Below are 25,463 nucleotides of genomic sequence, written 5' to 3'. Positions count from 1 at the left end.
TCAGTGATCAGGGAAAATTAATTCACAATGACACCGGGCCTGATCCACTGCGGCCAGCCCGTTTTCGCCTGCACGCTGCAGGTCACCGCGTGGCCGCCTGTGGTGGCTTCAGCCCCCTGACTGTAGGCCTTACCGTCAAGCCAGCAGGCGCCGGACTGTGCGCCTGTATTCAGTGCGGTGAAAATCTGCTGGAGATGGATGTCGATGGCCTGAGCGGCGATGTTCAGCTGGTCGAGTTTCTTACTGACGTCAGCGTCGCTTACCGGCTGGCCCGCAAACGCGCCGGCACAAAACCCGGCAGTTAAAATCAGGACAAAAGCCCTGCGGAATAAGGTTTTCATTGTTCAGCTCCGGAAAGATTCAGAGAGGGGGCGGTGGCAACGGCCTGAGTATGCAGCGCTGAGTAAGGTCCATGTCTGTGATCTCCATATGCAGCCACGCCGAGGCCAGGCCGCCGGCAAACATCAGGATGACAAAAATCAGCGCAAACCGGCCCGTTGTCACCGGATACGGGGCATTAATGAATCGCCAGGCGTAGACTGCAGGCCCGGCATTCAGAAAAAAGGCAAAGAACGTGGTTCCGATTATCGTTTCGCAGTAAGGCGTCCAGTGCAAAAATGCTAAACCTGCCAGCACCAGCCAGATGCTCCCCGCGAATGAAAAACCAGTACCGGTACGGATGTTCACGCAGCTGCCTCCCACATTGATGGCGTTGCTTTAGCCGAAAAGGCCGCCCCGCCGGGGGCGGCTCAGGCCGTTAACTGACGCTGACCGGCGTCAGGCCAATCTGCGTCATGCCACGTTTGACGATCTCCGGGATCCCCATCATCATCGCGCCGACGACGATGGCCAGAATAACCATCCAGGGCTTGATCTGCGGATTATTCTTCATGGCCTTAATCGACAGGAAGCCGCCGGCAAAAGCAAAGAAGCCCACCACCTGAATAATAATGATCCCGCTGGACTGCGCTGACTTGGCGCCTTCAGCCACTCGCACGCCCATACCTGCAAGGTCGTCGTCCGCCATGACAACCGGTGAAATAAGCGCGACAAAGGCGAGCACGCCGCGAATGACGAGCCGGCGCAGGGTTTCAGACAGCATGAGTGCGCGCACGAAGGCCGCGCGGTAAACGCGATTAAGCATGGTAGTTTCCTTTAGTAAAATGGCCGGATGGCCTGTTGAGTTCGTCCGTGTGGACGTAAGGCTGAACGGCCGCGTCAGAGCAGGCCGAGGGTTTTCTGTAAGGCGTTAAGCAGGTAGGGGTTACACACAAGCATCACGCCGATAATAAATTTAACGGTGCCGCTGCTGACGTCGTTGCCCGCCGTCAGGCCGGAATGGCCATCTTTGCGGGAGCGTCGCCAGAGCAGCACGCCGGAGAGCGCGAACCAGACGCCTATCATGCGCACCAGGCTCAGCAGGGCGTTGGCCGCCACCGCACCCTGCCCGAACGTGCCCTGGTCGACGTAGCTGATGGCGTCAAACGACACCTGCCAGCCCACCTGACGCGCGCCCGCCCCAATAAGCTGGTCGAGACCCACCAGGCAGCCGCACAGCAGCACCCAGGCCACCACGCCGCCGCCGCTCACCCCCTGCCCGGGCGCCTTGCGGGCAAGCCAGGACTGACGGGCAAGAAAGCCGCCGGCGCCGATCACGCCAAAAAGGGAGCCCAGCGTCAGGGCAAGGTTGATGAACGAACTCTGCAGCCCGGACGCCAGGCTGGACAGCATCTGAATGCCGTCGAGGGAGTTTCCCATGACGCCTCCCTAGCGCAGCACGCCGGCGCTGGTCGTAACGCTGCGGTCCGACGCGTTCACGGCCTGCACGGTGACGCCACCGAGGCTGTCGCCGGGCTCCACTGCCCACGTCCGCCCCTGCCAGCTGACCCACGCCATTCCCTCCTGCAGGCTTTCCAGCCGCATGCCGGCAAGCGCAGAGCGCGTGACCCTGCGTCCCGCTGCGTGACCGGCCGGCTCCCGCGCGGGCCGCACGGCCAGCACCGTCACCAGGTTACCCAGCCGCGCGTTTTCTTTTGCGATCTCGTCAACCTGCTGCTGCAGCGCGGCCAGCGCCTTCGTCTGCGCGCGCACCGTATCGGACAGGCGGGTAATGGCCTCGCGGTTGGCTGTTTCAAACTCGCGCCCCTCGCGGATAAGCGTCATCACGTCCTCCGGCACGCTGCCGGCGGCAGCGGCAGTGCCCGCCGGGCCGGCCGGAACGCTGAGTCCGCCCGTCTGCAGCGGCGCCGGCGCGGCGGACGGATGAACCACCTCAAGCCCGGCATCCTGTCCGAACGCCCGCTGGCTGGCATCCTGTGAGGATGAGTCGTGCCAGAACAGGTACCAGGCCACGACGCCGAACATCAGGAAAATCCCCGCAAGCCACGGCAGGGAGTAGCCGAGCAGCACCGGGCGCGTCAGGAAGCCCTGCTCAGGCCTGACACGCGGTGGCGCGGCCGGCGTCGCCGGCGCGCTTTGTGCCGGCAGCGGATCGAATTCATTCACGGGCGTTTCCTCTCTGTTCGGCGGCGCGGATGCGCGCCTGCGTTTCCGCGCGCAGATCTGCGGCGGTCGGGGTCGGGTTGCTGCTCAGGGATGCGGGCGCGCGGGTGCCCGCATCCGTCTGCGTGGTGCCCTGCGGCGGCTCGGCGTCGGTGCTGTAGACGCCGCGCATGAACTGAATGGCCACCACCTCACCGCTGTACACCCTCACGGTGCGATCCGGCAGGCGGGCGGCGTCGCCCGACAGCACCTGCCCCGCACGCTGCGCCATACCGCCGAGCATTACGCCCGCCACCGCTGTCGGATCCGGCAGGCCGGGACGCGCGGTAACGGTGTTAAACCCGTTGTTCAGCATCTGCGTATTAGACTGCGCGTAAAGCTGCCCGGCTTCCCCGCCACCCCCGAAAATGGAGGGCAGTATGATGCGGCGGACATAGTGATGGTCTACGTCGCTGGCAATGTTGGCCACGAGCGTGTCGTCCTGCAGCGCGTAGGCGTCAACCTTGTAGTTCTGACCGTTCAGCGCCATGGTGGTGAAGTGAATGACGACGCCGTCACCGGACAGCTTCGCCCCCTCCGGCGCCTTCAGCACGGCGCCCCCGTATTTACCGGTGGTAATGCGGCCCAGCACCGGCGTGGTACCGTTGTCGGAATTCACGCCCGTATAAATCTCACCCGGTCCGCGCCAGTACGGATCGACCACCACGGTCGCCGGCGGCGTATTCGCCGCAGCCTGCCGGCTGCGCGCGGCGGCCTGCTGCACGTAACTCCCGGGCAGCGAATCGCGCCAGTTCGCCCAGCCGCTGTCCTTTCCGCCCAGCAGCTGCGCGGCGGGCAGTTCGCCGGCCGCCGGCGGGGCCTGCATCTTCGCGAGCAGGGCGGCAAGCGATTTCTGGCGGGTCTCGGCCAGCGCCTTCTCCTGCTCCTGCGTGCGCCCTGTACCCTGCGGGCGCGGCAGCTCGCGCGGCGCCACAACCGGCGCGACCTTCGCCGGCTCCTTCGGCGCGATCACGTCCTGCTCCAGCGGGATGCTGGCGATAAAGCTCTGGTTTGAGGCCGTGGCGTTCTGCGCCCCCAGGGCGTTGCTTTCGCGCAGCTTTTCGCGGTAGTCCGGCTGCTCCTGCGCGTTCACCTGCGCGGTACCGGCTACCCGGTTCAGGTTGACGTTTGAGACCGCGGGGGGCGGCGCGGCCAGGTAGCTCCACAGCGCGTAGCCGCCGCCCACCACCGCCACGACTCCGCCCACGATCAGGCTGGCCATCAGCCGGATGTTGCTGCCGCCGGTGTTCTGTTGATCGCTCATGATTACTCCAGGGCTATGCTGAGGGCTTCGGTGCGCCCGTCAACGGAGAACGCCACGCGCGGGGTCAGCGGCAGCTTCCACAGGTGGGTGCCATCCGCCGACGACAGCGTGGTATCAAACTCATCGCGGATGTCGGCGCGGGAGCGGATGTAAAGGTCGTCGCCCTGCTGCCACACCGCCGTGTCCGGCACGCTGCCGGTGATTTTCAGGCGCTTCGCCCCGGGCGGCGGCACGCCGTCCAGAAACGCCTGCAGTACGTCATCGTGCAGACCGATGCGCGACGGACCCGGCGCGTCAGGCGCCGCGCCCGGTCCCCGCCGCGGAATGCGCAGGTCAAGGCGCGCGTCCACCGTCCAGGTTTTCTTCGCGGTGTCGGCCTCGCCGCTCATGACGCTTATCTGCAGCGGCACCGGCAGGCCCTCAAGCCCCACGGTCACCAGCGTGTTCACGAAGTCGCGTTTTGCCGTGATGACCATAAATGACGCGCCCGGGATCCACTTCACCTCGATGTCCGGTGAGCCGCTCTGCGGGTCGCCGAGGATTTTCCAGGGGGCACCGGTGCTGTCGATAAAGCTCACCGTGGCGGGCCAGTTCATGGCGGTGCGCACCAGCGGCAGGCTTGCGCCCGGCTGCAGGCTGACGGTCTGCGCGCTGATGCGCGGTACGGCCGTGATGCCCGGCGTGGCCAGCGCGCGGTTCTGCTCGGTCTGCTGGGCGCGCAGCTGCCGGATTTCGTCCGGCGTCAGCGGCGCGATGGCCGCCTGCGCCTGGTCGTAAGCGACCGACGTGGGCGGCGGCAGCGCCTGTCCGGGCTGGGGCCCTGCCGGTGCGGCGGGGCTTCCCGCGGCCTGACCGGTGACAGGCGCGGCACCGGTCGCTGAGGTGGAGCGCCAGCCGCCGTCGGTGCCGGCCGCCGGGGCTGTCCCCGCAGACGTGGCGGCGCCCGCGCTGCCGCACAGCGCCAGCCACAGGGCAAGCGTGCGAAAGTTGCTCATAGCGTTCCTTATCCTGCGTTGTTGGTGATGGTCTGCGTGACCTCAAGACCACGCGGCTTCTTACGCACGTCGGCCTGCTGGATACGCAGCGTGAAGATATAGCGCAGCGGCGGGCTGCTGCTGTTCTGGCCCTGCAGCTTCAGCGTGACGGGATACTGGAACTCCCACGTGTAGCGATCGCCGATGATGCCGCGGCGCGTAATGACGCCAGGCTCAGCCGTATTGGTCAGGTTCATGCGCTTGTCCCGGATCAGCGACAGGATGTTAGAACCGGTGGTCAGCGACTGGTTGTAGCCGGCAAACCCTTCCTCAGAGAAGTTCGGTGATACCGCCGTTATCTGATCGCGGTAGTGAACAAAGTCCAGCGTAAAGGCCTGGTTGATGGTGTCCGCCCCGAACTGCCGCACGTCGCTTTCGCTCCAGACCGGCTTGTCCGTCCCGTAAACCGGCGTGATGCGACCGGCCTCCGTGGCGAAATACTCCCGGGGCACGTACCAGTACATGACAACCAGCACGCAGATAGCGATGCCCTGAATGACGTTGACCGTCAGGCTCCAGCCCAGCTTTTTCAGGCAGCTGCGCGCAAACACTGCGCCCAGCGACCGCTCGTGCTGCGCGTGCACCGCATGCTCATAGGCGTCAGGATCCGTTATGGCCGCGGCCGCGCCCTCGGGCAGCGCGGCGGGTTGAGGGTTTTGCATACGTCACTCCTTACATGCCGTACGACTGCCACGGATCGATGTTGTCCGGCAGGTAGCTGTTGATTTTGTCGGTCATGGCGCTGCAGACCTTCTCTGACGCCTGATTCATGATGTCCTGCAGGCTCGGCAGGTGCGGCAGGCTGATGGAGATATTGCGGATGCCGGAAAGGCAGTTCTGCATCTGATCTGACATCTGGCTTTCCCGTTCAGACCAGGCGTCGCTGGCCTTCTTCGCGGCGTTATAGCCGGCTTCGCTGCCGGCCTGCGCAGCGCTGCCGGCGCGGCACGAAGCGGCGCCGGCGCTCAGCGAGGTGCAGCAAAAAGAAACCGCCACGAGGGCGGTCAGGAATTTATTCATGTGAGTTCTCCGGAAAAATCGATTACTGGGCCGGCCGCGGCGGCGTGGTCGGTGCTGCCTGAGGTGCTGCTGCCGGCTGCTCCTTTACCCAGCCGGACTCCGCCTTGTAGCGCTCGTCGTAGCCGAGACGAGCGTGCAGCGTGGCCGGCACCTCTGCAGGCGCGTCCAGCTTCGCAATGCGCGGCCTGTCATCGCCGCTCAGGCGGATGACGACGTGCTCGCGCGGTACCGGCTGGCCGCTGGACCGGTTGATGCCGTTACCGTTACCGATGGGCTGCGCGCCTTCGGTCGTCAGCACGTTCACCACCATTGGCGGGGCGTCTTTGCTGCCCGGCAGGCTGACCAGTACGTGGTTATAAATGCCGTTCTGGCGGACCACGCCCTGCAGGTAGTCGCCGTCGCCCTGCACCAGCAGCAGGTCCGGGCGCCCGTCGTCACCCCATGCCGACATCACCGGCGCGCCGGCGCGTTCGTTGTGCGCCGGACGCGGCGCCGAGAGCGGATCACCGGGCTGATGACTTCCCTGCCCGTCGGGCTTAATCCAGTACAGGCCGTCGGCGGGCCTCGGCGGCGCGTCAATATCCAGCCCGAGGCGGCTGACCAGCGTGTGCTGGATCTGCGTGTAGCGGTTCACGTCCACGGCTGCCAGCGGCACCATCTCATCGCTGCCGGTCTGCACGCGGCTTCCACCCGCCGGCACCAGCGTCCACTGGTTACGGTGGGTGTCGGCACTGGTGTAATGCGTGACAGCGCCCTCCTCATTTTTGTGCGGAACCCTGACCGTGACCGGCTGCTGTCCCTGCCACTGCAGGGTGACCATGCGCCCCGGCTGCAGGTTAGTCTCACGCAGCAGGCCGGCCAGCTCTTTGCCCCAGTACGTCTGCGTTCCTTCCCTGGTCCGCAGGGTAATAAAGGTGCTTTCGCTCTGGCCCGCCTCAAACCGGAACGGGGCCTGACCGCAGGCGGTCACTTTACCGGTTACTGGCTCCCGGGCCTTCTCGGCGGGCGTATGCACCGCCGGAGATATTTTTGGCTCGGCCGGTGCCGGCGCGGACGCCTGCTGCGGTGACGGTGTCACGGGAGCAGCAGCCGCGGGCCTGTCGGCCTGTGCAGCCTGAGCCGCAGGTGCTGCGGGGTTATCCGCCTGCGTCACGGGTGCAGCCGGCGGGGTTTCCGCTGCGCGCGGCCCTTGTTGGTCACCGCGTACCGCATCCGCCGGCGCGACCGGCTGTCCCGCCGCGCGACGCGCCGCGTCGAGGTCGGCCTGCTGACCGGCATTCTTCATGGTGACGTTCAGCTTGTTGGCCACGATGACGCCAATCGCAAATGCCTTAAATTCGTCGCTGCCGGTGAGTTCAATGCGTCCGTGATAGTGGTTGGCAGCGGTCAGCAGCGCGGCCAGAACCTTCTCCCCGTGCGCACTGGAGCCGCTGGCCATCACCAGGCGGTTGCCGTGGTCAACAAAGGCGGGCTCACCGTCCAGCCGGTAAAGAACGCTCTTGCCATCGGCCTGCTTCTCATGGGTGACGCGGCTCAGCAGCTTGTCGGCATCGATGCGCGACTTCCCTGACGCGTCCGGCAGGTCTTCATCGGAAGGCGCAACCCGTGGCGCGCCGACCAGAATGCCATTCTCCACACCGAAGGCAGCCGCTGCCGGTGACGGACCAGACGGAGGACGCCGGTCCAGTTCAGCGCGCAGCTCGGCTTCCAGCGCTTCGCTCTCCCCGGATGGCAAGGGAACAGTCCCGGTGTCATTGCCCATGGACCACATTTCTGTCAGCCGTATCCGCTCATTAACCAGTCCGCCCAGCTGCCACGCCAGCGCATCGGTATCCAGCGAAGGGGCCGCCTCTTTCAGCGCGCGCAGACGTCCGGCGATATCCACGAAATCGTCTTTCATCGTACCGCTGTGCGATCCAGTTGCAGACGCGTCAGAAACGGCCTGCGCCACCTGCTGCTGTTTTCCCGCCTCAATCAGGCGGTGCGTTTCACCCATGCCGAGATTCATTTCGGCGGCGACGCGGGCAAGACTCAGCCCTGAACCGGACAGTGCCGCCGCGCGGGCTGCCTGGCCAGCTGCCGCCGTCTCTGCAGGCGCTGCGGCTGCCGTTTCGGCCGGCGCCGGCTCAGGGGCGGCGTCAGAAGGGGGCGGGCTGAGGGTGACAGCTGGCTCCGCGCCTGAAACGGCGGCCGGTGCGGCACGGCTTTCCTGAATCACGCCGGCTTCCGGCTCCACCGGCTGCTGCGCGCGCAGGATCCGGTACACGCTGGTCTGCCCGATGCCGAGCTGCTCTGCTATCTGCGCGGGCTTCATGCCCTGCGCGCTCAGCGCCAGTATCTCCCCTGACTGCGCTTTTGCGCTGCCCGGACGACCGGCGGATTTTGTACCGGCTGGTTCAGCAGCTGCCGGGGCGGCTTCAGCTGCGGGCGCCTGCACAGCCGCGTCAGGCGCGGCAGCAGGGGTCGCTTCAGGCTGTATCGTTACGGCGGGCTCTGACGCTGGCGTATTTTCCGGCGCGCGCTGCGCGTCATCAGGTGTGGCCATGGATGTTTCCTTATAGTTAAGCCCCTCAAGGGCGCTGGCAATGGCGGGCAGCAGCGTCGCCTGCAGGCGGTCGGCGCCGCGGGACTGGTGCAGATCGTTGTAGTCTGTAAACCCGCGCTCAATTTCCGCGGCGGTCAGGTCCGGCAGCAGCGCGGCCCCGCCGGTTGCGGCGGCGGCGCGGTTCGCCGACAGCACGCCCTTGTTACGCTCTTTGGCATGGTCGACGTCAGCCATGAACAGGTGCGGACTGTCGGGATAACGCGCCTTCAGCACGGAGGCCACCGTCTCCATATTCCCGGCGTCGATGGTCATGACAACCGGCCGGCCGGTGACCATGTGCAGGCTACGCGCGGTGGCGTAGCCTTCGGCATACAGGATCGGCTCTCCGTTGGTGAGCCGGCCGCCCTCAACGCGAAAGTGCCCGGACTTGGGCGCATCCTTATAAAGGTATTTTTCACCGTCCGGCGGGATGTACTGCAGCGTACGAAATCCGCCGTTCACGTCGTAGAACGGCACGACCAGCGCCCCGTTGCGCGTCTGGCGGACGTCATCCGCAACGGTTATTCCCTTGCGCACGAGGTAGGCATGCGTGGGGTCTGCCGCCGGAAGTCGCGCATATAGCGCCTTTGCGCTGGCGGTCTGCCGGGCATAAAGCGCCGCCTGCTTGCGCGCAGCGTCATCACGTGCCTGCTGCATCGCGGCCTTAATGTGGAGCCTTGCGACCGGATCGGCTTTGCCTTCGCGGCCGCTGCCCTTCCAGTTCGTGACGTCCTTGTCGTTTTCCGCGCGGTGGTAGTTGATGTACCAGCCGCCCGGCCTGACGCCGTCCAGAAAGCCCCGGTAAACCCCGTCCCGGTTCCCTTTTTTGCCCTCCACGACCGGCACGCGTTGACGCCTGCCATTCATCACCGGCAGGCCATCAATCACCAGCCCGGCACTGGTCAGGGCCGCCAGGAATTCCTCCTGCGGGTCACCGCCGCCGCTGCTGCGAATGCTGCGGTCTGGCAGCCACTTCTGCAGCCGGCTCAGATCCGCACCCGGGCGGGCGTACCAGAGCTGCGCTTTTTTATCCCACATAATCGCGCGGCCCCCGTCCGGATGAAGCCCGGCGTCGGCGCGCGCGGCGTCGCGCTGGTCCGGCATGACGGCAAGCCACACCGGGTAGTCTGCTGTTTTCATAACGCCTCCTGTGCTGCTGTGTCAGGACGGCTACTCGCCGTCGGTGAACCGGCGGTACCACCACGGGCGACCGCTCAGGCTTTTGCCGCGCGCCAGACGGGCCGCGCGCGTGAGAAGTTCGGTCACGCCCCAGCCGAACAGGTTCAGCAGCCAGAACGCGGCGATAATGCCGGTGACGATGTAGAGCGTGTCCATGGAGGGAAAGCGGAACCAGCTGAGATAGAGCAGAAACAGCCAGACGGGTATGCCAAAAAAGTCGAGCCTGCTGCCGGCGCGCCGCCAGAAACCCGGCGGGTAATCGTCCTTTCTGAACGCACTCATGCGGTGCCCTCCTCAAACTCGCGGCGCTGGCGCGGCGACATCACCATGGCCAGCTCGGATTCAGGGATGCGGCCGGCGAGGTACAGCTGCCAGGCCTGATCCACGATGCGTCGCTTCTCCGAGCGGAGGATCCCGTCAACATGCTGCCCCCACTTCGACCACGGCATGCCGGCAAGCTTCTCGCGCAGGTAGTAGTCGAAAAGGATGAATTCGCGGACCGCCACGCGCTTTCCGTCGGTGGTGCGCAGCAGCGTCTGTACCACCACGTACTGCAGCACGCCCAGCAGCGATAACGCCATGGCGTCGCGGCTCTCGTGCGGGAATTCATTGATGAGACGCGCAAAGACCTCGCCAGGCGAGTGGATGTGCGTGGTGGAGAGCAGCAGATGACCGAGCTGACCGGCGCGTATGCCAGCCTCGATGGTCTCAAGGTCGCGCATCTCCCCCACGCCCATGACCGACGGCGCTCGCCGGAGATCTGCGCGGATGCCGGTCGCAAAGTCGGGAATGTCTTTACCCACCTGCGACTGCAGCGGCGGCAGCACGTCGCCCGGGCGCCCCAGGATGAACTCGATCGGGTCTTCTTTGGTCGTGACCTTACGGTCGGGGTCCGTGTCCAGGCAGTGGCGGTAGGTTGAGGCCAGCGACGTGCTCTTGCCCGAGCCGGTGATCCCGCCCCACAGCCCCACGCCCTTTGCCGGCAGCAGGTTGTCCATCAGCTCCGGCTCCAGCCCGAGCGTTTCAAGCGGCGGTATCTCGGAGGGAATAACGCGCAGCGTCCAGCCGATGGTGCTGTCCTGACGCCCGGCGGAGCCCTGCAGCAGGTTTACGCGAAAGCGGATGCGCTCGCCGCGGTTCAGCCCCCAGCGGCCTGTCATGTCCCCGTCCAGCTGGATTGCGCGGTCAGCCGGCACGCCGCCGCGAACCTGCGGCCGCAGCTCCGGTGAAAACACCTCGTCCATCAGCAGGGCCATCGTGTCGTCCGCTACCCGGAAGGGGCTCGCCCTGACCAGCCGGCCGTAGCGCCCCACCACAAAATGGTTGTCGCCCTGCAGGTGAATGTCGCTCACGTTATTGCGCGCGCACCAGACCATAAAGCCGCGCAGCGCGTCGGCGTTCAGCCCGTTGCTGAAATCATAAAGTTCAAGTTCCGTGGCTGACATCAGCGCTTCTCCGTGTTAATGACCGGCTTCCACTTCGTTTTGTCAGTGACAAAGCCGGCGCGTGACTCCAGGCGCCGCTCGCGATCGCCCGTCGTCAGCTTGTTGCTGTCGCCGGTGACCGTCTGCTGGCGCTCGGTCACCACCGGCGCGGTGATGAGGTTCTGCCGGCGCAGCAGCACATACTGCAGCATGCCGTTGTAGTCGCGCGTCAGGCGGTTAACGTTGGCTTCCAGCGTCTCGTCTGCGCTCTGCCGGCCTTCTGTCCAGCCCTCGTTAACGGCCGCCTGCCAGATATCGCGCTGGACGCCGTTCTCCGGGATAAGCCCGCCCTGCGGCTCGTCCGGCGGCACGGTGCTGAGGCCCGCCATCAGCCAGCTGCGCCACGACGGCGGGTTGCTGACGAAGCGCTCCGGCTGAATGATTTCGTACACGTGGCTTGCCGTGCGGATCTGGTCAGGGGTGACGCGCGCCACGTCCACCGCTTCGGTGATGACCGGCGGCAGCCAGCCTCGGCTGCTGATGAGCGGGCGGAAGTCATAGGTCGCATCCAGCTGCTTCGCGCGCGCCTCCAGGTCGCGCCGGAGCTCCCACGCGCGCTGCGCCTTGCCGCCGCGAAACCCCAGCGTGCGGCCGCCCTCGGTAAGCATCTGACGGCGGTTATCGGAGACGTCAGCGGTGCCGCGCTTCTGCGGCGACAGGTACGCCTCCGGCCCCGGCGGCGGCGCACCGTCGGGGCCGGCCGCCGGCGCGGGTCTGTTCAGGTGAAATCCCGCGCAGCCCGCCAGCAGCGCGGGCAGCAGCAGGACACAAAGCCGGGCTTTCATCGTCTGCCCCCTTTTTTATGGCGGACCGGCTCTGCCGGCAGGGATGACATAAACTGCAGCACCATCTGCCCCGGGTACGTCACGATCGTGGCGCGCCAGGCGGTCTGCATCTCAATCATGCGCAGCACGTTAGCGTACGTGACGCCCTTCACCTCAATGTCCACCGGCAGGGGCAGGCGCACGCCGGCGTAGCTGAAAACCTGCCCGCGCGCCCGGGCGAGCGTGCTCAGCAGCTCCACCGCGTCACCGTTCCAGCTGAAGCTCAGCCTGTCGCTGTCGGCGCGGATGGCCATCACCGGCAGCGGCGTGTCAGGGTTAAGGTTGCCTTCCATCCACAGCTGCGAGAGCTGCTGTGAAACGGGCCGCTCAGGCGCAGCCGGCGCGGTTGTGGACGGGAGCTGACGGGCGACAGGCTGCTGACAGCCGCAAAGCAATGCTGCCGGCAGCAGGGCTGCAGCAATCAATAAACGTTTCATGAAAATCCTCCGCGTCCGGCCGGACACGTTGAGTTTGAAAAGGAGTAACCGGCGGGAGCAGGTAAGGCGGGGGTCAGTTAACCGCGCAGAACACGGGCACCTGCCAGTTCTGCGTGTAGCCGCCGCCGCAGGCTTCACCCAGCGTATTCCAGGACGACCAGTCGCCGTCGTGGTTTACGCGGCCTATTTCCAGCGGCCAGCGCCCGCCGCAGCGGTTAGCACAGACGCGCAACGGTGAAGAGGAACCGCTCTGCCACACCCCGTTCTGACAGGCAAGCGTGCCGCCGCTGGCGTCGTGGCTGAGGGCGCCGATAATACTGCAGCCTGCACCCAGCGAGTTGACCTGGTCCTGATAGATAACGCCGCCAGCCGAGAGGTCGCCCTCCGCTCTCACGCTGCCGCCGCGCAGCTGGCCGCCCGTGTAGACGTTTTTGTTGTTAACCGAGCGAACCCAGTCGTTATCCGACATATAAAAGCCCCCGTCGTACGTTTCGTTAAGCCAGCCTTTGGCACCGCGGGTGATGATCCAGCCGTTGTTACTGCGGATGTCGTTATTTGCCGTGATGCCGTTGTTTGCCGTTACGCTGTTGCCGGCGGCGATATTGCCGCTTGCCGTGACGTTGCCGCTGGCCGTCACGCTGCCGCCGGCGGTGACGTTGGTGCCGGCTGACACCTGCCCGGTAAAGCTGCCCGTAGCGGCGTTCACCGTGCCGCCGTTGTTAAGGTTGTTGCCGTTCATATCAATGGCGGTATGCATGCGGTTCAGATCCGGGCGGCCGGTGACCTGATAGCGGTAAAGCCTGTCGCTTTCATCCGCGTCAGTGCCCAGCGCGTCGGCTGAAAGAAACGTGGCCAGACGCCCCTGCTGGCCGCTCAGCCCGTAGTCACCGAGCTTCGCCTGCCATCCGCCATCCGCGCCCACCGCCGTATTGGCCGGCCACACGTAGCCGCCCATGCCGCCGGCGTCTGACGCTATCTGACGCAGGCCCTTATAGGGGATCTCGCTGCCGCCCGTGGTAAGCACGAAGGCGACCAGCTGCCCGGACTGTCCCGGATCCCTCGCCACCGCCAGCTGATAGGTCTGACCGCTGTCGTTGGTGAGCGAAAAGCCGGCCGGCAGGTAACCCTGCGTGCGCAGCGTGGCGCCAGTGATGATGACCGGTCCGCCGGCAACCTGCGTGAGCAGTTTGTCCCGGTTGTCGCGCACGTAGCGCTTCGCGGCCTGCGCCACGAAGGTCAGGTGCGAGGCGGTTCCGGTCCAGATCTTGCTCTGTTGCCAGTTAGCCAGCCTGTCGATTGCCGCTGGCGTCAGAATCAGCACGATGGCCAGCGCGATGCCGGCCTGCAGGAGCATATTGCCTTTGTGAACCGGACGCGGTTTACGTTTCAGAAATTTCATCAGAGCACTCCCGCCAGTTGTTGGGGAAAGAAAAGACAGACGCCGCACAGGTAGCCAAACAGCGCCGGCGCAAAGGGTTTTGAGGGTTCACGGGATACGGCGGCGCACAGACAGCAGAGCAGCAGGCCGCCGGCGGCGGCATAACAGGCGCTGCGCCATGGGAGCCAGGCGCACAGCCCGGCCATGAGGTAAACGTCACCGAGTCCGATGCGCTCCTCACGATGCCGGCCGTTGACTCCCCAGCGCACAGTGCCGGCCAGTGCAAACGCGGCCAGGCTTGCCGGCAGCGCCTTCGTCACAGGCAGTACCGCATCCGGCAGCGCGGATGACGCCAGCCCGGTCAGCCAGAACGCTACCGTGTAGCGCATAGGCAACCACTGACAGCGCAGATCCGTGAGCGTCAGCGGCACCGCCATGATGAGCAGGACGACGCTTCGCAGCGCGGTGCGAAGCGGCACGTCAGGCGGCAGCATCAGCAGCCAGCCTGCGGTAAGCAGGTATATCAGGGCAACCGGTGCCACGATTGGCCACGTCAGCGGCGGGCCGTCGTGCGTGCGGAGAAAACGGCTGGCCTGATGTGCCTGAAGCGCAAACAGCCCCGCGCAGCACGCAAGCCAGACGGCGGCCACCGGACCGCCAGTAAATGAAGTCATGAACATATCCCTGTGGGTGTCAGCGGCGGGCCATGTAATCGGCGTAGACCTTGCGCGCATAAATCATGCGGCGGGCCGTATTGTCATCGGCAAAGCCGGCGTTATAGCTGCCCAGGCACTCCCAGGTAACGCCGCAGACCTGCAGGTGTCGCGCCAGTATCCAGGCGCCCACCATGACGTTCAGGCAGGGCTTCGTCAGCAGATCCTGTTCGCTCTGCAGCACGCCCATGGTGCGCAGCTGCGGCACGTGTGTGGAGTTAATCTGCATCAGGCCAAAATCCCGGCTGGTGACCTGGCCTTTTTTATTGCGGTTATAGCCAATGGCGCCCGGATTAAAGCCACTTTCCACCTTGCTGATGGAGCGCAGCAGCTGCGGGTCGACGTGATAACGCGCACCCGCCTCGTTGTAGCAGAACGCCAGCGCTGGGCGTGAGGCGCACAGCATCAGCCCGCCGGCGATCAGCAGGGGGAAAAGTTTCTTCATGATGCATACCGTGAGAATGAATGAAGGCTGAAAGAGGGTCTCAGCGCGGAGCAATCATGCTGAGCTGCCGGGCGGTATAGCCCTTTTGAAGAAGGCAGTGACTGGCACCTTCAACCGACGTGTCCAGGTGCATCAGCCAGATGTCGCCGTCAGGCTGACGTTCAAAGTAGCCGATTATCTCATTTCGTTCGTCCATCGCGTCCATGGGGATACCCCCGTTCTCAGTGACCTTCCACTGACAGCCACCGTCAGACCCGGCCGGATGATGAGACGAAAAATACAATACAGGGCAGTGAAGTAAGAGATACAGATAGCGAGGACGCAGCCCGGAAGGAGCCAGCATTCCAGTGCCCTTCGGCAGGTACCATTCATAGTTTATCCTTCTTATGAGGTCGCCGGGGTTGCCCCCGGCCTCCCGTCAGGTATTGCTGGTGAAGACCAGCGTGTTGGTGCCGGTAGAGCCGCTGTCGGCCGTGCACTGCGTGCCCGCCACCGAGCTGCTGACCAGGCCGCTGGTCGTGCTGCCGTTAATGCCAGTCGACGCCACGTTATTCGCGCCCGAAAGCTTCTGCGACATCTGCGCGCAGGCCTCCTGCGGCACCTGCGTGTACGTCAGGGAAAACGCCGTCTTCTGTCCGCCGTTCGTATTCACCGGTGCGACCGTAACGGTGCCGCCCCAGCGGTTGTTCAGCGTTGCGCTGCCGGAAGACTTTGTGCCGATCACCGCCATGCTGCCGGGCGAGCCGCCAAACTGAATGAGCGCGCCGGTCATGGTGGCGGCCGAGCTGAAGTCGTAAACCCCGCCGGTTTTCAGCATGCTGCGCGTGTTGGTCATGATTTCGCTGACATTGGACATTTCCTCGTTGTAGTCTGCGCTTTTAAATAGTCCCGTGCCCCCCGCGTAAATGCCCACGATAACGAGCAGCGAAACGGCGGTGACGATAATGGCTTCGGGCAGGTTCAGGGCACCGCGGTGAACGGCGGAATGTCCTGAACGGCCTGAACGTATTGAAAACAGTGACATAGGTAGATCCTCTCGGTATTCAAATCAGCGGTTGCCAATAATGGAGCCCAGGTCCTGAGTCGCCAGGAACGTGAGCAGGAGATAGCCGGCGGTGGCCAGCATGCCGGCCAGCTGGAGCACCTGGCAGACACGTTTGATGCGCCCGATGGCCTTTTTCAGCCACATCCTGGCGAAGTTTTCGATGTTGTCCTCCCCGCCCGGGCCGGCGGTCAGGAGCATCAGGCGGTCAATGGCCTCGCGTGAGGGAAACGCGTAGCCGCTGTCCGCCAGCGCCAGCCCGAGATGCTTGCCGCGCGCCACCTGCCGGCGGGTGGCGGTCAGGCGTTCATACATCCAGGGCGTGGCGTTGCGGCTCAGCATGTCGAGCGCTTCTTCCGTGCGCAGCTGGGCGCGCAGCAGGGCGCTGAGGTTCAGCAGAAACGACACCCCCTGCACCTCACGGTACAGGCTCCACGGAAACAGGTGGTCGAGCACCTTGCTGCGGACCGGGCCGGTGAGGCGCGGCAGCGACCAGATGACCCAGGCGGTAAACAGCGCCAGCGCACCGCCGAGGAGATAGCGGTTATCCACGAAGAAGTGCGTGATGGCGCCAAGCCACCATATCCAGCCGGTCCAGCTGTCGGCGGGGCTCATCTGCTCCAGGCGGGGCAGAAAGCGCTCGCTCACCATCTGCATCATGTAATACGTCCCGCCCAGCAGCATGGCCGGGTAGGCCAGATTGACCAGCGCGGTGGACTTCATCTCGCCCACGCCCTTAACGACTTCAATGGCGCGCAGCAGGGCTCCCCGCAGGTCTTTAGCCACCCGCCCGGCGCGCAGGATGGTGGTCTCCTGCGCCGGCACCCAGCCGGCGAGGCCTGCGTCAAGGCCCCGGCCGCGCGTGAGCGCGTGGTACACGTCGTTCAGACACAGCAGCACCGGATCGTTTTTACGCCGGCGCGTGCGCTGCAGGCCCGCGATGGCGTCTTCGGTTTTCTGCTTGTTCTCCAGCAGAAACGCCAGGTCCTCATACAGCGTCATGCGGTCAGTGGTGCTGAAGGTCTTCTGCCCTATCCACCGGCCCAGCGCCTCAGAGCGGGTGCTGCCCGTGGCAAGCGAGGCCTTCAGCCGGCCCCGCAGCCGGTTAAGCAGGTCACTCATGGCCACCTCCGCTGAGAAACGCCTGCACGGCCTCCGGCGGCAGCAGGTTCAGGGCATCCTCGTCCAGCGGGCTCATTTTGTCCGCGTCAAGCGGATCCACTTCGCCGGCATCAATGTAGCGCTGCAGGTGCGCCCCGCGGGTAATGCCGTTCATGTGATGCACCCAGTAGCTGCGCGCGGCGAGCTTGCCGTGCGCGCGGTAGAGCTGCATAAAACGGGCGTCAGGACGGATGACCTCGGCAATGACCTTACGGCCCGTAATGCCGTGCCAGCAACCCGGCGCGCTGCAGCCGTCGTGATGACGAAACGCAACGGTGTCGGTATTGCAGTACGTTTCGACCAGCTCGCGATCGTCTTCAGACAGGTTTTCCCTGACGTCATCCCAGCCCTTTTTGCAGGCCGGACAGAGCGTCTGCACCAGGCGCTGGGCGATCAGCCCGATAACCACCTGCGGATCCATCACCATGCCCGGCGCAATGCCCAGCGTATCGGTGAGGCGATCGATAATGCCCGTCGCATCGTTAGCGTGCGTGGTTGTCTCAACGAGCGTGCCGCTCTTGGCCTCGCTGATGCTGGCGCTCGCGGACCAGGTGTCGCGGATTTCACCGATAACCGCGGCGTTATAGTCCAGGCGCTTGAGCGCCGAGAGACGCCGCTGCCACGCGCGGGTCACGGAGTCGGGGTCGTTGCGATCGGCAATAATAGTGGTCTGCACGGCGCCCGGCACCTTACCCTCAACCGGATCCTCCACCGTTATCAGCCGGCGCTTGCCGCCGGTGAGGTCAACGTACATTTTACAGAAGGTGCGCAGCGTGGTGCTTTTACCCGACCCGGTCGGGCCGGCGGTAATGATCAGCCCCTCCGGGCGGCGCAGCATGCGGCGGATTAGCTTCTGCTGCTCCGGCAGGTAGCCCAGCTTGTCGAGAGAAGGAATGTCCTCGCTCTCATCCAGGATCACGCGCAGCACCACGTAAAGGCCGGACTCGGTGGGCACGGCCGAGTAGCGCGCAGCATACAGGCCCAGCGCCTTCACGAATTCGTTGCGCAGGCGCCCGTCCTGCTCATCGCTTTCGCTGAACGACTGCGGCGCCGCGTCGCACATCGACATCACGATGGTGGCGGCGAGGAGCATTCCCTCCTCAACGGAAAGCTCGGCCTGCAGCGCCAGGTCGCCGTGGATGCGAAAAACCACGGCGGTCAGGTTTTCCATGCCAATCAGGATATGAATGTCCGACGCGTGGGCCTTACCCGCGCGGCGCATAAAATCCACGACCTTATTCTGCTCCGGCGACCAGCTGCCGGCGGTGCCGCCCACCCCGGCGCGCTGCAGCTGATGCCGGCGCAGCTCGCCCAGGTGCACGTGCTCCACGTTCAGACGCGGATACTGTCGCATCGCGCGGGCGATATCAGACTGTACGGCCGGATCCGCGCGGTGCTCGGTGGACACGAACAGACGCCCCTGCTCCGGGTTGGTGTTGTCCAGGTACAGCCAGTTCACGGTACTCTCGGTAAATTCCATGGCGTTTACCCCGCAAAGGCCAGTGACATGAGGCCGCCGCCAGCGCTGCTGACGGTGACCTCGCTGAAGGTGATTTTCGTGACCGTCCACACGGTGCCGGGGATGCGGCTGCCCGCCTGAACGCGCACCTCGTTGCCGCCGTCAAGGCGCAGGGTGGCGGAGAGCTGCTGGCCGCCGGAGATTTCCACAATCAGCGGCGGCGCCTTGCTTTCCTGTGCCGGCTTCGCATCGGCATTGTCTTTCACCGGCGTCGCCGGCTGCGGGTTGAACGGGCCGCCCAGCACCGCGTCGTAGCCGTTTTTCTGCAGCTCGTTAAATGCCTTGGCCTGCGCCAGCTGCGCCTCGTAAAGCAGAGTTTTGGCCTGAATGTCCTCCAGGCGTCCCATGCTGTTGTCCCGCCCGCCGGTGTCGGTGACGACAACCGTGGCGGCAGGCGCGTGGGCGGCCGGCGGTGTTGTTTCGTTACTGGTCCCGCCCTGCGGGCTGAGGCCGGCCGGTGTCGCAGGGCCGGCCACGGCCATCTGGCCGCTGAGCAGCGCGGACAGCAGCAGGTAATGCCACTTATTTCTCTGCATAGAGTGTTCCTTCCAGGGTATAGGTCAGCCGGCTGCTGTGCAGTTCGGCCTTCACGGAACTCAGCCGCAGCCCGTTGCCCGGGAAGCGCGATGCGTCAAACAGCCGGTCCGGCGGAATATCGGTGATAAAGGTGAAGCTGTAGCGCTTCCACGGCAGTGGGATCCGGTCCTGCCCCACGGTCTGTTCCAGCACCACGGGTTCGCTGAAGCGCAGGTTAGCCCGCAGGCGCTGCGCGTAGCTGGTCATGCGCCGCAGCTGCTCGTCACCGGGCAGCAGCGTTTCAGCCGGCGCGCGGGCAAAGCGAACCGCCTCCTTAAAGGACGCGTCGTCGGAGGGGCCGGGCATGTTGAACGTGACCGGGGTGCCCGGGCCGTAGAGCGCCGGCAGCCGGGCGGCAAAATCGCCGACCGTGCCGCCGTCCGGCAGGGCGTAGTGAAGCGTGAGCTGCCCGGTGGCCTCGCACATAGCCTGGCGGAATACCCAGCCGGCGATGGACAGCGGCGCCTGACGCCACTGCTTCACGCACGCGCTGATCATCCCCGAAAAGTCAGGCTGACCGCCCCACGGCCGGGCGAGGCTGCCAGGCCTTGCCGCCGCAGCGGCTTTTGCCCGAACGAGCTCCGCCTGCACCCAGGCGTCGTGTTCAGCCTTTTGCCTGACATCCAGCCAGTGGTTGCCGTACCAGAGCGCGGCAACGCACACTGCGCCCAGCAGCATCAGCCGGGAAGCCGTGCGGCTGTCGGTTTTGTGAAGCTTCGCACGCGCCGGCACGGCGGCCGGTATCAGGCCCGCAAGCGGGTCGCGGCGGGCGTCAGGCATGTCCAGCAGGCTGTCAGGATCGAACACCGTCCAGCCCGATGACGGCGCCGGCGCCGTGGTACGGAATCGCTCTGACGCACGCAGCACCGTGGCCGCATCGCCCACCACGTCGCCGTAGGGTGAGGGATGTCCGCCGGTAACCGCCATAAACCAGTATTTGCCGCCGGGAAGCAGAAACACGCCCCAGCAGTCCGCGGGCACGTTGCCGAGCACCGCCGCCGCCAGCGACGCGGGACGCTTTCCTTTGGGCAACGTGTCAGCCTCGTCGGTGAGGCAGCCCAGCCAGGTGGCCGGGTCATCGCCGGTGCCCGCCGGCAGTGCCAGCCAGTGGCTGGCCAGCTGGTCGCGGGCTTCAATGCGCATGCGCCGGCGACCGCGCGCGGCTACCCACTGCCAGTGCAGTCCGGCGATCAGCACGGCCTTGCCTGCGGGCACCACGCCCACCGCCGGCGCCGGCGTCAGTTCTGACGTCATGAGAACTCCTTAACCCAGCACTACGGGCGTCACGAGAATGATAAACATGCGGCGGCTGTCGTCACCGCGCGCGCCGCCGCCGAGGCCAAAGAAGCTGTAGCTGCCCGTGCCCTGCCGGTTGGCAGAATCGCTCAGCTGCTCATAGCCGCTCAGCACCAGCGTCTGACCGGACTGCATAATCACGCGCTGCGTTGTGGTCTTCGGTGCCGTCTTTGCCAGCTGGGCGTTCTGCCCGCCGGACGAAAAGGGTGTAAACGTCGGGTCATCCGACATGCTTATTGAGAATTCCAGCTGCATCTTCGGCGAGTTGGGGAACAGCAGCGGCAGCGCCGTCATGTTAAAGCCGGTAGTGATGGTCGCCGTGGTAATGGACGTGCTGGTACCAACGTTAGCGGTCTGTGTAGTGCTGACGTTAGGCACGTAATCCTGCTGAATGGCGTTCTGCACCGGAACGGCAGACAGGTTTGTCGTCAGCGCCGATGCCGAAGTGACCACGCTCAGCTTCGCCTGCTCGTCCAGCGCCTTCAGGAATGACTTCGTGCCCTCACCCTTGCCGTCAAGAATCGCCACGCCGCCGCTCAGCGCGTCGGAAGCCGCGCCGGTAAATGGGCTGGTCAGCGACAGGCCCACGCTGCCGGTGTTGAGAACGGCATTCCAGTCAATGCCCAGCTGGTTCTGATGCCGCTTTTCGATGCTGAAAACTTTCACAGAAATCATGACCTGCCGGTTCAGCTCGCGGTTGCGGTCGTCGATATACCGCCCGATGGAATCCAGCACGCGCGGCGTATCAGTGACGGTCAGCACGCCGGCGGAAAGATTCTGGCGCCCTGCCCCGGGCGTCAGCATCGACTTAACCGTACTTTCGACGTCTTTGAAGATGCTGGACTTAATGGTTGCCGTGGTGGTCTGACTGGTGCTGTTGTCGCCGGTGTTGCCGCCACTGCCGCCGCTGGTACCGGTCGTGGTCGACGTGCCGCTGACCGTTTTCGACACGAAGCTCGCGTCGCTGTCCATGAAGTTAATGGCGAAGTTGCGGGTATCGAGCCAAAAGATGGCGATATGCCCGTACTCAAATTTTGAGGACAACCCGGTACGCGCGTTGACATAATCCAGAAAGCCACCAAGCTCCCCGTTCCACGTAACGCCGTGTAGTACGCCCGTGGCTTGTGGGACGACTGCCGGCTGATTCCCTGCCTGCCCCATAGCAGCAAGAGGCACCATCCCGTTAGCATCCGGAGGCGGCAATGAACCGCTCATTTTTTGAGTTACACCGCCCCCGCCGCTGCTCCCGGCCAGCATGGCCTGAGCATCTGGAGTGATGATCACTGGGATCCGGCACTGGTCGGCGATAAATGCACTGATATAAGCGAGTGATACATCGCCGGGACGGTTAATTTTTATCGAGCAGGGCGGTAGTGTCGGACGCTCCCCAGCTATGCCGTTAATAGGCACCGGGTTAATCCACTGCGTGGACAGGTCGCGCACGACCTGTCCGCTATCGATCGCGCGCTTGTGCAGGTCGGCCTGGGCTTCAACCGCATCAGCGCGTTTTTCGGTTGCATCCACGCGCTCAAGCGTACTGCAGCTGCTGGCAAGCAGGCAGAGCAGCGCCACGGCGCCCAGCCGGTAAGGTAGTTTCATTGCTGTGTCCTGTCAGGAAGGAAAAGTCAGTTAACCCACACCACGCTGCCGTCAGGGATGGCGGCAGGAACGGTGAGCTGCATATCAGTGCCGGAGCTGTCCAGCAGGCGCCGCGCACTCACGCGGCCCACCAGGGCGGACTGCCGCGTCTGCGTCAGCAGCGTTGACATCAGGCCGGGTTCACCGGCGCGCCAGACGTAAGTGCGCCCGCCGGCAATGACGTTGTTCAGCCCGGCAACGTTTTTCCAGCCGGTAAGCTGGCTGTCGCTGACGCTGATATCGCCGGCGCCGGGGTTCTGATAGCGCCAGTCGTTAATGCGGTTCATATAGCGCACCATCTGTGTGGCGCGAAGGCTCAGCGTCTGATCCTGCAGCTGCCCGCCCTGCTGCACCGCGCGCTGATCTGCAGACGGTCCGGCCAGCAGGAAGCCTGCAAGCAGGACCAGCAGCCAGTACATGAACATCAGTGCACCTCCCTGTCGTCCACCTGCAGGACGCACTGCGCCGCATGCGTCGCCGCGTAAAGCGGAACCTTCGCCGCGCCGTAGAGTGTGAACAGCTGATTAAGCATTTCCCGGAAGCTGCCGCTGAACTCAAGCGGGCCGTCGACCCGGTAGTTAACCGGCGTGAGCCAGGCCACGGTCCAGTTTTTAATCCCCGGCGCGCTGCAGGTCTCGTTCGTCGCCTGACTGTAGAGCCAGTCTTTTACGGTGTTGCCGGGCTCAATGCGCCAGTGCCGTATCTGCACGACGCGTACCGGCATGACGGGCGCTGCAGGTATCGCCTGCTTCGGCGCCGGAATCTCGCCGCCTGCCCCCGCTCTGACGGGCGCGGCCTGGCTTCCCCGGAAGGGATTTCGCCCGGTAGTCGGCAGCGGCACGGGCCGGACGGCGCCGGGAGGAGCCGCCGTAGTCGGTTTGTTCGCGGGTACGCTCAGCGATGCACCAGCCGGTGCAGCTTTCTGCGTCTGTCCGTGCTGAACGGGTTCGATGGTGACGGTTCGGGTCGCCGCGTTTACGGTTGCCTTAAGTCCGTGCGGCGCCAGCAGCTTGTCTGCAACGTATGGCCAGCGATCGTTACCTGCCCACTGCCACAGCTCGGGCGCGTCAGCGGAGACGGTCTTATCAAACACGACCGTCTGCCCGGGCGGCACGATGCTGCGAAGCGCTGCGCGAAGCGTGGGCGCCGCCCCGCCCTGCCTGATGAACCCGTCCGACGGCCCGGCACCGGTAAGCCCGGCGGGCGCCTTACGGGCAGCCGCGTTAACGGCAGGAAGTAACGCGGGTTTTGCCGCTGCCGGTGCAGCGGTCACGCTCGCTTTGGGCGGACCGGGTCGCTGCGCCGAAGGGCCGCTCTGGTGAATACGGTACTGCATGGCGCTGATATCGGCCGCGCTGCGCGACAGCATGCTGTCCACCACGCTGCCCGACGGCGGCCCGGTGACAACCGATTGCTGCGCGCAGCCGGTCAGAAGCAGGACCGGAAACAGCCCTGCCCGTTCGGTAAATGACATAGAAGACTCCGGAAAAAACAGGGCTGGAGGCAGGCGCTGGCCTGCCGGACAGAAAGGGTGTTGCGGCGCCGGGTGCCGCCCGGTGCTCTGGCCAGACTGACAGACGCCAGAGCGGCATGACTTAGACTTGTAGCATCGCATTAATGAGAAATAAGACGATGTCAGTCTGACCGCGTGCGCTGGCCGCAGGTCCGCCGCAACGAAAAGCGCACTGACCGGTCAGGGTGAGTGCGCTTTGCGTTACCGTGGGGAATGAAATGCCCGGAAGCTGGCAGCTCCGGGCAGGCGTCAGGCGGAAAACTTTGTTTCAGTAAACCAGACAAGCCAGCCGTTGCGCACGGCCTGTACCGATACCACCGTAAGACCGTCTTTAAGCATCACGCGCCCGTTCTCGGATGTCGTGTCCTCAGGAAGCTGGCTGCCGGGATAAGAAACGGTACAGAAAAGGCTGAACTTCACAACGCGCGACGGCAGTTTGTGAGGCTGCGGCCCCGCCATAAGCAGGCCTGAATAAGTCCCTGTGGCAGTGCTAACGCTGAATGGAATCGGCTCACCAGCAGGCGTGACGCCGCGAGCTTCGCTGACAAAAGCCGCTCGGCTGTCATGCTGCAGTCGCTGCGCGATGGCCTCAGCGTCTGCGGACATAATGATCTTTGGCGTGCCGGAATTCAGTGACTCCAGAGAATCGTTCTGCTTAAACCGCAGAAGCTCTGCCAGACCATTTTTATCAGCACTGACGCGCCAGATCCTGACGCGGAAAGCCGTGCAGCCAGGACACTCGCCGGCCTGATACGCCTGCGGAGCCCCCTTTTTTTCATGCGACTGGCAGGATGCCATGAGCAGCGGAGCGACGAGCGCAAGCGCGATGCCGGCGCAACGGAATAACGCACGATTCATAGTTTTTTTACCTGTAATTTTTGATGCGCTGTAGAGTCTCTTTTCAGGAAACCCCAGGACATAATGTGAACAGAACGTTCACGCTGACTGACTGACGCCGTTTGAATGGGCAGCTGAAGATCGAGATACTGATGTTTTAGCGAATGGATATCGCTCAAACCAGAACTGGACTGGCTTCGTTACCTGACAGACGAGCCCGAAACGCAGCGCGTTGCGGAAATTAATGCTGTGCCGCTGTGCGCGGTTTACCTGTTCAGCCAGCAGAATCCGAAACGCCTCGGGCGACGCATTTCCCTTTGATTCACGGCAATCCGTGCAGACCGCCACCATTCCGCCGCTGACATATTTTTCATCAATGAACTCTGCATGCCAGCCTCGCACCGGCAGAGTTTCCCCACAGTAAGCGCAGCAGCCGCCAAACTTCTGCGCCAGCGCTTCTCGTTTGTTTTTAGATAGACGCATGTTTCACCCCAAATCTGTCCGTTTCCCCGGACATCTGCCTAAAGAGATAAAAGTAAGTAAATCCGGGCTGACCCACTCACTGGAGTGGGCCCGCACAGACTGCTCAGTGTCACTGTGCGTTATGTGGTTTGAAACCGTCAGGGATGCCCGTTCACGACCGCGTAAAAGCGCAGTGCTAATCTTCTCCAGCGGCAGGTTGAGCCCGACGGAACGCCCCGGGGCCTGCATGGATACATCGAATTTGTACGTAGGGGTGTAACGGTCACGCGCCACAATTCCGACTTTGCACTGTCCCGGCCAGTGAAGTGAGTCAAACAGTTGCTCATTTCACTGCCCCGCCTCCCGGCAGGTTCCCCTGATGTGTTGTAGGCCATGACTTAGCCTCCGGACATCTTCCGCGCACCACGACTGCATGCCGGCAAGAGAGGACCTTGAGATCAGGGTAATAACGGGCACGTTGTTAAAGAGCAAATCTTTGGTTTGGGCAAAACGAAG

At 64.4% G+C, this 25,463-nt stretch carries 28 protein-coding genes; all 28 read right to left on the bottom strand.

Annotation, left to right across the window (positions count from 1 at the left end):
• Positions 1-17: 17 nt before the first annotated feature.
• Positions 18-341: a hypothetical protein gene (locus QMM04_RS06965; RefSeq protein WP_282995894.1), complete on the bottom strand. Its 324-nt coding sequence runs from the start codon at positions 339-341 to the stop codon at positions 18-20.
• A gap of 19 nt (positions 342-360) precedes the next feature.
• Entirely contained in the window at positions 361-687 is a 327-nt protein-coding gene (locus QMM04_RS06960) for a hypothetical protein (protein ID WP_282995893.1), read from the bottom strand.
• Positions 688-757: 70 nt separating this feature from the next.
• A complete protein-coding gene (locus tag QMM04_RS06955; protein ID WP_282995892.1) occupies positions 758-1,144 on the bottom strand; it encodes a DUF6750 family protein in 387 nt (128 codons plus the stop codon).
• 74 nt (positions 1,145-1,218) lie between these two features.
• Positions 1,219-1,758 (bottom strand): conjugal transfer protein TraQ, encoded by a 540-nt coding sequence (gene traQ / locus QMM04_RS06950; RefSeq protein WP_282995891.1) that lies wholly within the window; start codon positions 1,756-1,758, stop codon positions 1,219-1,221.
• A 9-nt stretch (positions 1,759-1,767) separates the two neighbouring features.
• Positions 1,768-2,505, bottom strand: a complete 738-nt coding sequence (traP, locus tag QMM04_RS06945; RefSeq protein ID WP_282995890.1) for a conjugal transfer protein TraP — start codon at positions 2,503-2,505, stop codon at positions 1,768-1,770.
• A complete protein-coding gene (traO, locus tag QMM04_RS06940; protein ID WP_282995889.1) occupies positions 2,498-3,805 on the bottom strand; it encodes a conjugal transfer protein TraO in 1,308 nt (435 codons plus the stop codon). The genes traP and traO overlap by 8 nt, the downstream gene beginning before the upstream one ends.
• A 2-nt stretch (positions 3,806-3,807) precedes the next feature.
• Positions 3,808-4,800, bottom strand: a complete 993-nt coding sequence (locus QMM04_RS06935) for a DotH/IcmK family type IV secretion protein (RefSeq protein ID WP_282995888.1) — start codon at positions 4,798-4,800, stop codon at positions 3,808-3,810.
• Between the two features lie 8 nt (positions 4,801-4,808).
• Positions 4,809-5,501 carry a DotI/IcmL/TraM family protein gene (locus QMM04_RS06930; protein WP_282995887.1) on the bottom strand — a complete coding sequence of 231 codons (693 nt, stop codon included), beginning with the start codon at positions 5,499-5,501 and terminating at the stop codon, positions 4,809-4,811.
• 10 nt (positions 5,502-5,511) lie between these two features.
• Entirely contained in the window at positions 5,512-5,859 is a 348-nt protein-coding gene (locus QMM04_RS06925; protein WP_021507923.1) for a hypothetical protein, read from the bottom strand.
• Between the two features lie 22 nt (positions 5,860-5,881).
• Complete coding sequence (locus QMM04_RS06920) at positions 5,882-9,583, bottom strand: LPD7 domain-containing protein (RefSeq protein WP_282995886.1); 3,702 nt, start codon at positions 9,581-9,583, stop codon at positions 5,882-5,884.
• A gap of 30 nt (positions 9,584-9,613) precedes the next feature.
• Positions 9,614-9,904, bottom strand: coding sequence for a hypothetical protein (locus QMM04_RS06915; protein WP_021507925.1), 291 nt, complete (start codon positions 9,902-9,904; stop codon positions 9,614-9,616).
• Positions 9,901-11,067 (bottom strand): plasmid transfer ATPase TraJ, encoded by a 1,167-nt coding sequence (traJ, locus tag QMM04_RS06910; protein WP_282995885.1) that lies wholly within the window; start codon positions 11,065-11,067, stop codon positions 9,901-9,903. Before traJ ends, QMM04_RS06915 begins: the two co-directional genes overlap by 4 nt.
• Positions 11,067-11,891 carry a type IV secretory system conjugative DNA transfer family protein gene (locus QMM04_RS06905; protein WP_282995884.1) on the bottom strand — a complete coding sequence of 275 codons (825 nt, stop codon included), beginning with the start codon at positions 11,889-11,891 and terminating at the stop codon, positions 11,067-11,069. The genes traJ and QMM04_RS06905 overlap by 1 nt, the downstream gene beginning before the upstream one ends.
• Positions 11,888-12,367 carry a DotD/TraH family lipoprotein gene (locus QMM04_RS06900; protein ID WP_282995883.1) on the bottom strand — a complete coding sequence of 160 codons (480 nt, stop codon included), beginning with the start codon at positions 12,365-12,367 and terminating at the stop codon, positions 11,888-11,890. The genes QMM04_RS06905 and QMM04_RS06900 overlap by 4 nt, the downstream gene beginning before the upstream one ends.
• A 73-nt stretch (positions 12,368-12,440) precedes the next feature.
• Positions 12,441-13,766 (bottom strand): shufflon system plasmid conjugative transfer pilus tip adhesin PilV, encoded by a 1,326-nt coding sequence (pilV, locus tag QMM04_RS06895; RefSeq protein ID WP_282995882.1) that lies wholly within the window; start codon positions 13,764-13,766, stop codon positions 12,441-12,443.
• On the bottom strand, positions 13,766-14,419 hold the full coding sequence (locus QMM04_RS06890; RefSeq protein WP_282995881.1) for a prepilin peptidase: 654 nt from the start codon (positions 14,417-14,419) through the stop codon (positions 13,766-13,768). Before QMM04_RS06890 ends, pilV begins: the two co-directional genes overlap by 1 nt.
• 19 nt (positions 14,420-14,438) lie before the next feature.
• A complete protein-coding gene (locus QMM04_RS06885; protein ID WP_282995880.1) occupies positions 14,439-14,903 on the bottom strand; it encodes a lytic transglycosylase domain-containing protein in 465 nt (154 codons plus the stop codon).
• A 40-nt stretch (positions 14,904-14,943) separates the two neighbouring features.
• A complete protein-coding gene (locus QMM04_RS06880; protein WP_282995879.1) occupies positions 14,944-15,108 on the bottom strand; it encodes a hypothetical protein in 165 nt (54 codons plus the stop codon).
• 213 nt (positions 15,109-15,321) lie between these two features.
• The gene (locus QMM04_RS06875) at positions 15,322-15,927 is read right to left on the bottom strand and encodes a type 4 pilus major pilin (RefSeq protein WP_282995878.1); all 606 of its coding nucleotides are present in this window, start codon (positions 15,925-15,927) and stop codon (positions 15,322-15,324) included.
• 24 nt (positions 15,928-15,951) lie between these two features.
• Positions 15,952-17,067: a type II secretion system F family protein gene (locus QMM04_RS06870; RefSeq protein WP_282995877.1), complete on the bottom strand. Its 1,116-nt coding sequence runs from the start codon at positions 17,065-17,067 to the stop codon at positions 15,952-15,954.
• The gene (locus tag QMM04_RS06865; protein ID WP_282995876.1) at positions 17,060-18,586 is read right to left on the bottom strand and encodes an ATPase, T2SS/T4P/T4SS family; all 1,527 of its coding nucleotides are present in this window, start codon (positions 18,584-18,586) and stop codon (positions 17,060-17,062) included. The genes QMM04_RS06870 and QMM04_RS06865 overlap by 8 nt, the downstream gene beginning before the upstream one ends.
• 5 nt (positions 18,587-18,591) lie before the next feature.
• On the bottom strand, positions 18,592-19,161 hold the full coding sequence (pilP, locus tag QMM04_RS06860; protein ID WP_282995875.1) for a type IV pilus biogenesis protein PilP: 570 nt from the start codon (positions 19,159-19,161) through the stop codon (positions 18,592-18,594).
• Positions 19,148-20,455: a type 4b pilus protein PilO2 gene (gene pilO2 / locus QMM04_RS06855; RefSeq protein ID WP_282995874.1), complete on the bottom strand. Its 1,308-nt coding sequence runs from the start codon at positions 20,453-20,455 to the stop codon at positions 19,148-19,150. The genes pilP and pilO2 overlap by 14 nt, the downstream gene beginning before the upstream one ends.
• Before the next feature lie 9 nt (positions 20,456-20,464).
• A complete protein-coding gene (locus QMM04_RS06850) occupies positions 20,465-22,096 on the bottom strand; it encodes a PilN family type IVB pilus formation outer membrane protein (RefSeq protein ID WP_282995873.1) in 1,632 nt (543 codons plus the stop codon).
• Positions 22,097-22,122: 26 nt separating this feature from the next.
• On the bottom strand, positions 22,123-22,560 hold the full coding sequence (pilM, locus tag QMM04_RS06845; RefSeq protein ID WP_282995872.1) for a type IV pilus biogenesis protein PilM: 438 nt from the start codon (positions 22,558-22,560) through the stop codon (positions 22,123-22,125).
• The gene (locus QMM04_RS06840) at positions 22,560-23,609 is read right to left on the bottom strand and encodes a TcpQ domain-containing protein (RefSeq protein ID WP_282995871.1); all 1,050 of its coding nucleotides are present in this window, start codon (positions 23,607-23,609) and stop codon (positions 22,560-22,562) included. Before QMM04_RS06840 ends, pilM begins: the two co-directional genes overlap by 1 nt.
• 288 nt (positions 23,610-23,897) lie before the next feature.
• Entirely contained in the window at positions 23,898-24,506 is a 609-nt protein-coding gene (locus QMM04_RS06835; RefSeq protein ID WP_282995870.1) for a hypothetical protein, read from the bottom strand.
• A gap of 78 nt (positions 24,507-24,584) precedes the next feature.
• A complete protein-coding gene (locus QMM04_RS06830; protein ID WP_282995869.1) occupies positions 24,585-24,968 on the bottom strand; it encodes an HNH endonuclease in 384 nt (127 codons plus the stop codon).
• Positions 24,969-25,463 lie beyond the last annotated feature (495 nt).

It is taken from the genome of Pantoea sp. Pa-EAmG (genome assembly GCF_030024295.1).
GTDB lineage: Bacteria > Pseudomonadota > Gammaproteobacteria > Enterobacterales > Enterobacteriaceae > Pantoea > Pantoea dispersa.
The sequence above is the reverse complement of the archived record's forward strand: the minus strand, read 5'-3'. Positions and strand labels throughout refer to the sequence as shown.

Coding starts and splice junctions, on each gene's coding strand:
- QMM04_RS06965 (WP_282995894.1), bottom strand. CDS start 341: ATGAAAACCTTATTCCGCAGGGCTTTTGTCCTGATTTTAACTGCCGGG.
- QMM04_RS06955 (WP_282995892.1), bottom strand. CDS start 1,144: ATGCTTAATCGCGTTTACCGCGCGGCCTTCGTGCGCGCACTCATGCTG.
- traQ (WP_282995891.1), bottom strand. CDS start 1,758: ATGGGAAACTCCCTCGACGGCATTCAGATGCTGTCCAGCCTGGCGTCC.
- traO (WP_282995889.1), bottom strand. CDS start 3,805: ATGAGCGATCAACAGAACACCGGCGGCAGCAACATCCGGCTGATGGCC.
- QMM04_RS06935 (WP_282995888.1), bottom strand. CDS start 4,800: ATGAGCAACTTTCGCACGCTTGCCCTGTGGCTGGCGCTGTGCGGCAGC.
- QMM04_RS06930 (WP_282995887.1), bottom strand. CDS start 5,501: ATGCAAAACCCTCAACCCGCCGCGCTGCCCGAGGGCGCGGCCGCGGCC.
- QMM04_RS06925 (WP_021507923.1), bottom strand. CDS start 5,859: ATGAATAAATTCCTGACCGCCCTCGTGGCGGTTTCTTTTTGCTGCACC.
- QMM04_RS06920 (WP_282995886.1), bottom strand. CDS start 9,583: ATGAAAACAGCAGACTACCCGGTGTGGCTTGCCGTCATGCCGGACCAG.
- QMM04_RS06915 (WP_021507925.1), bottom strand. CDS start 9,904: ATGAGTGCGTTCAGAAAGGACGATTACCCGCCGGGTTTCTGGCGGCGC.
- traJ (WP_282995885.1), bottom strand. CDS start 11,067: ATGTCAGCCACGGAACTTGAACTTTATGATTTCAGCAACGGGCTGAAC.
- QMM04_RS06905 (WP_282995884.1), bottom strand. CDS start 11,891: ATGAAAGCCCGGCTTTGTGTCCTGCTGCTGCCCGCGCTGCTGGCGGGC.
- QMM04_RS06900 (WP_282995883.1), bottom strand. CDS start 12,367: ATGAAACGTTTATTGATTGCTGCAGCCCTGCTGCCGGCAGCATTGCTT.
- pilV (WP_282995882.1), bottom strand. CDS start 13,766: ATGAAATTTCTGAAACGTAAACCGCGTCCGGTTCACAAAGGCAATATG.
- QMM04_RS06890 (WP_282995881.1), bottom strand. CDS start 14,419: ATGACTTCATTTACTGGCGGTCCGGTGGCCGCCGTCTGGCTTGCGTGC.
- QMM04_RS06885 (WP_282995880.1), bottom strand. CDS start 14,903: ATGAAGAAACTTTTCCCCCTGCTGATCGCCGGCGGGCTGATGCTGTGC.
- QMM04_RS06880 (WP_282995879.1), bottom strand. CDS start 15,108: ATGGACGCGATGGACGAACGAAATGAGATAATCGGCTACTTTGAACGT.
- QMM04_RS06875 (WP_282995878.1), bottom strand. CDS start 15,927: ATGTCACTGTTTTCAATACGTTCAGGCCGTTCAGGACATTCCGCCGTT.
- QMM04_RS06870 (WP_282995877.1), bottom strand. CDS start 17,067: ATGAGTGACCTGCTTAACCGGCTGCGGGGCCGGCTGAAGGCCTCGCTT.
- QMM04_RS06865 (WP_282995876.1), bottom strand. CDS start 18,586: ATGGAATTTACCGAGAGTACCGTGAACTGGCTGTACCTGGACAACACC.
- pilP (WP_282995875.1), bottom strand. CDS start 19,161: ATGCAGAGAAATAAGTGGCATTACCTGCTGCTGTCCGCGCTGCTCAGC.
- pilO2 (WP_282995874.1), bottom strand. CDS start 20,455: ATGACGTCAGAACTGACGCCGGCGCCGGCGGTGGGCGTGGTGCCCGCA.
- QMM04_RS06850 (WP_282995873.1), bottom strand. CDS start 22,096: ATGAAACTACCTTACCGGCTGGGCGCCGTGGCGCTGCTCTGCCTGCTT.
- pilM (WP_282995872.1), bottom strand. CDS start 22,560: ATGTTCATGTACTGGCTGCTGGTCCTGCTTGCAGGCTTCCTGCTGGCC.
- QMM04_RS06840 (WP_282995871.1), bottom strand. CDS start 23,609: ATGTCATTTACCGAACGGGCAGGGCTGTTTCCGGTCCTGCTTCTGACC.
- QMM04_RS06835 (WP_282995870.1), bottom strand. CDS start 24,506: ATGAATCGTGCGTTATTCCGTTGCGCCGGCATCGCGCTTGCGCTCGTC.
- QMM04_RS06830 (WP_282995869.1), bottom strand. CDS start 24,968: ATGCGTCTATCTAAAAACAAACGAGAAGCGCTGGCGCAGAAGTTTGGC.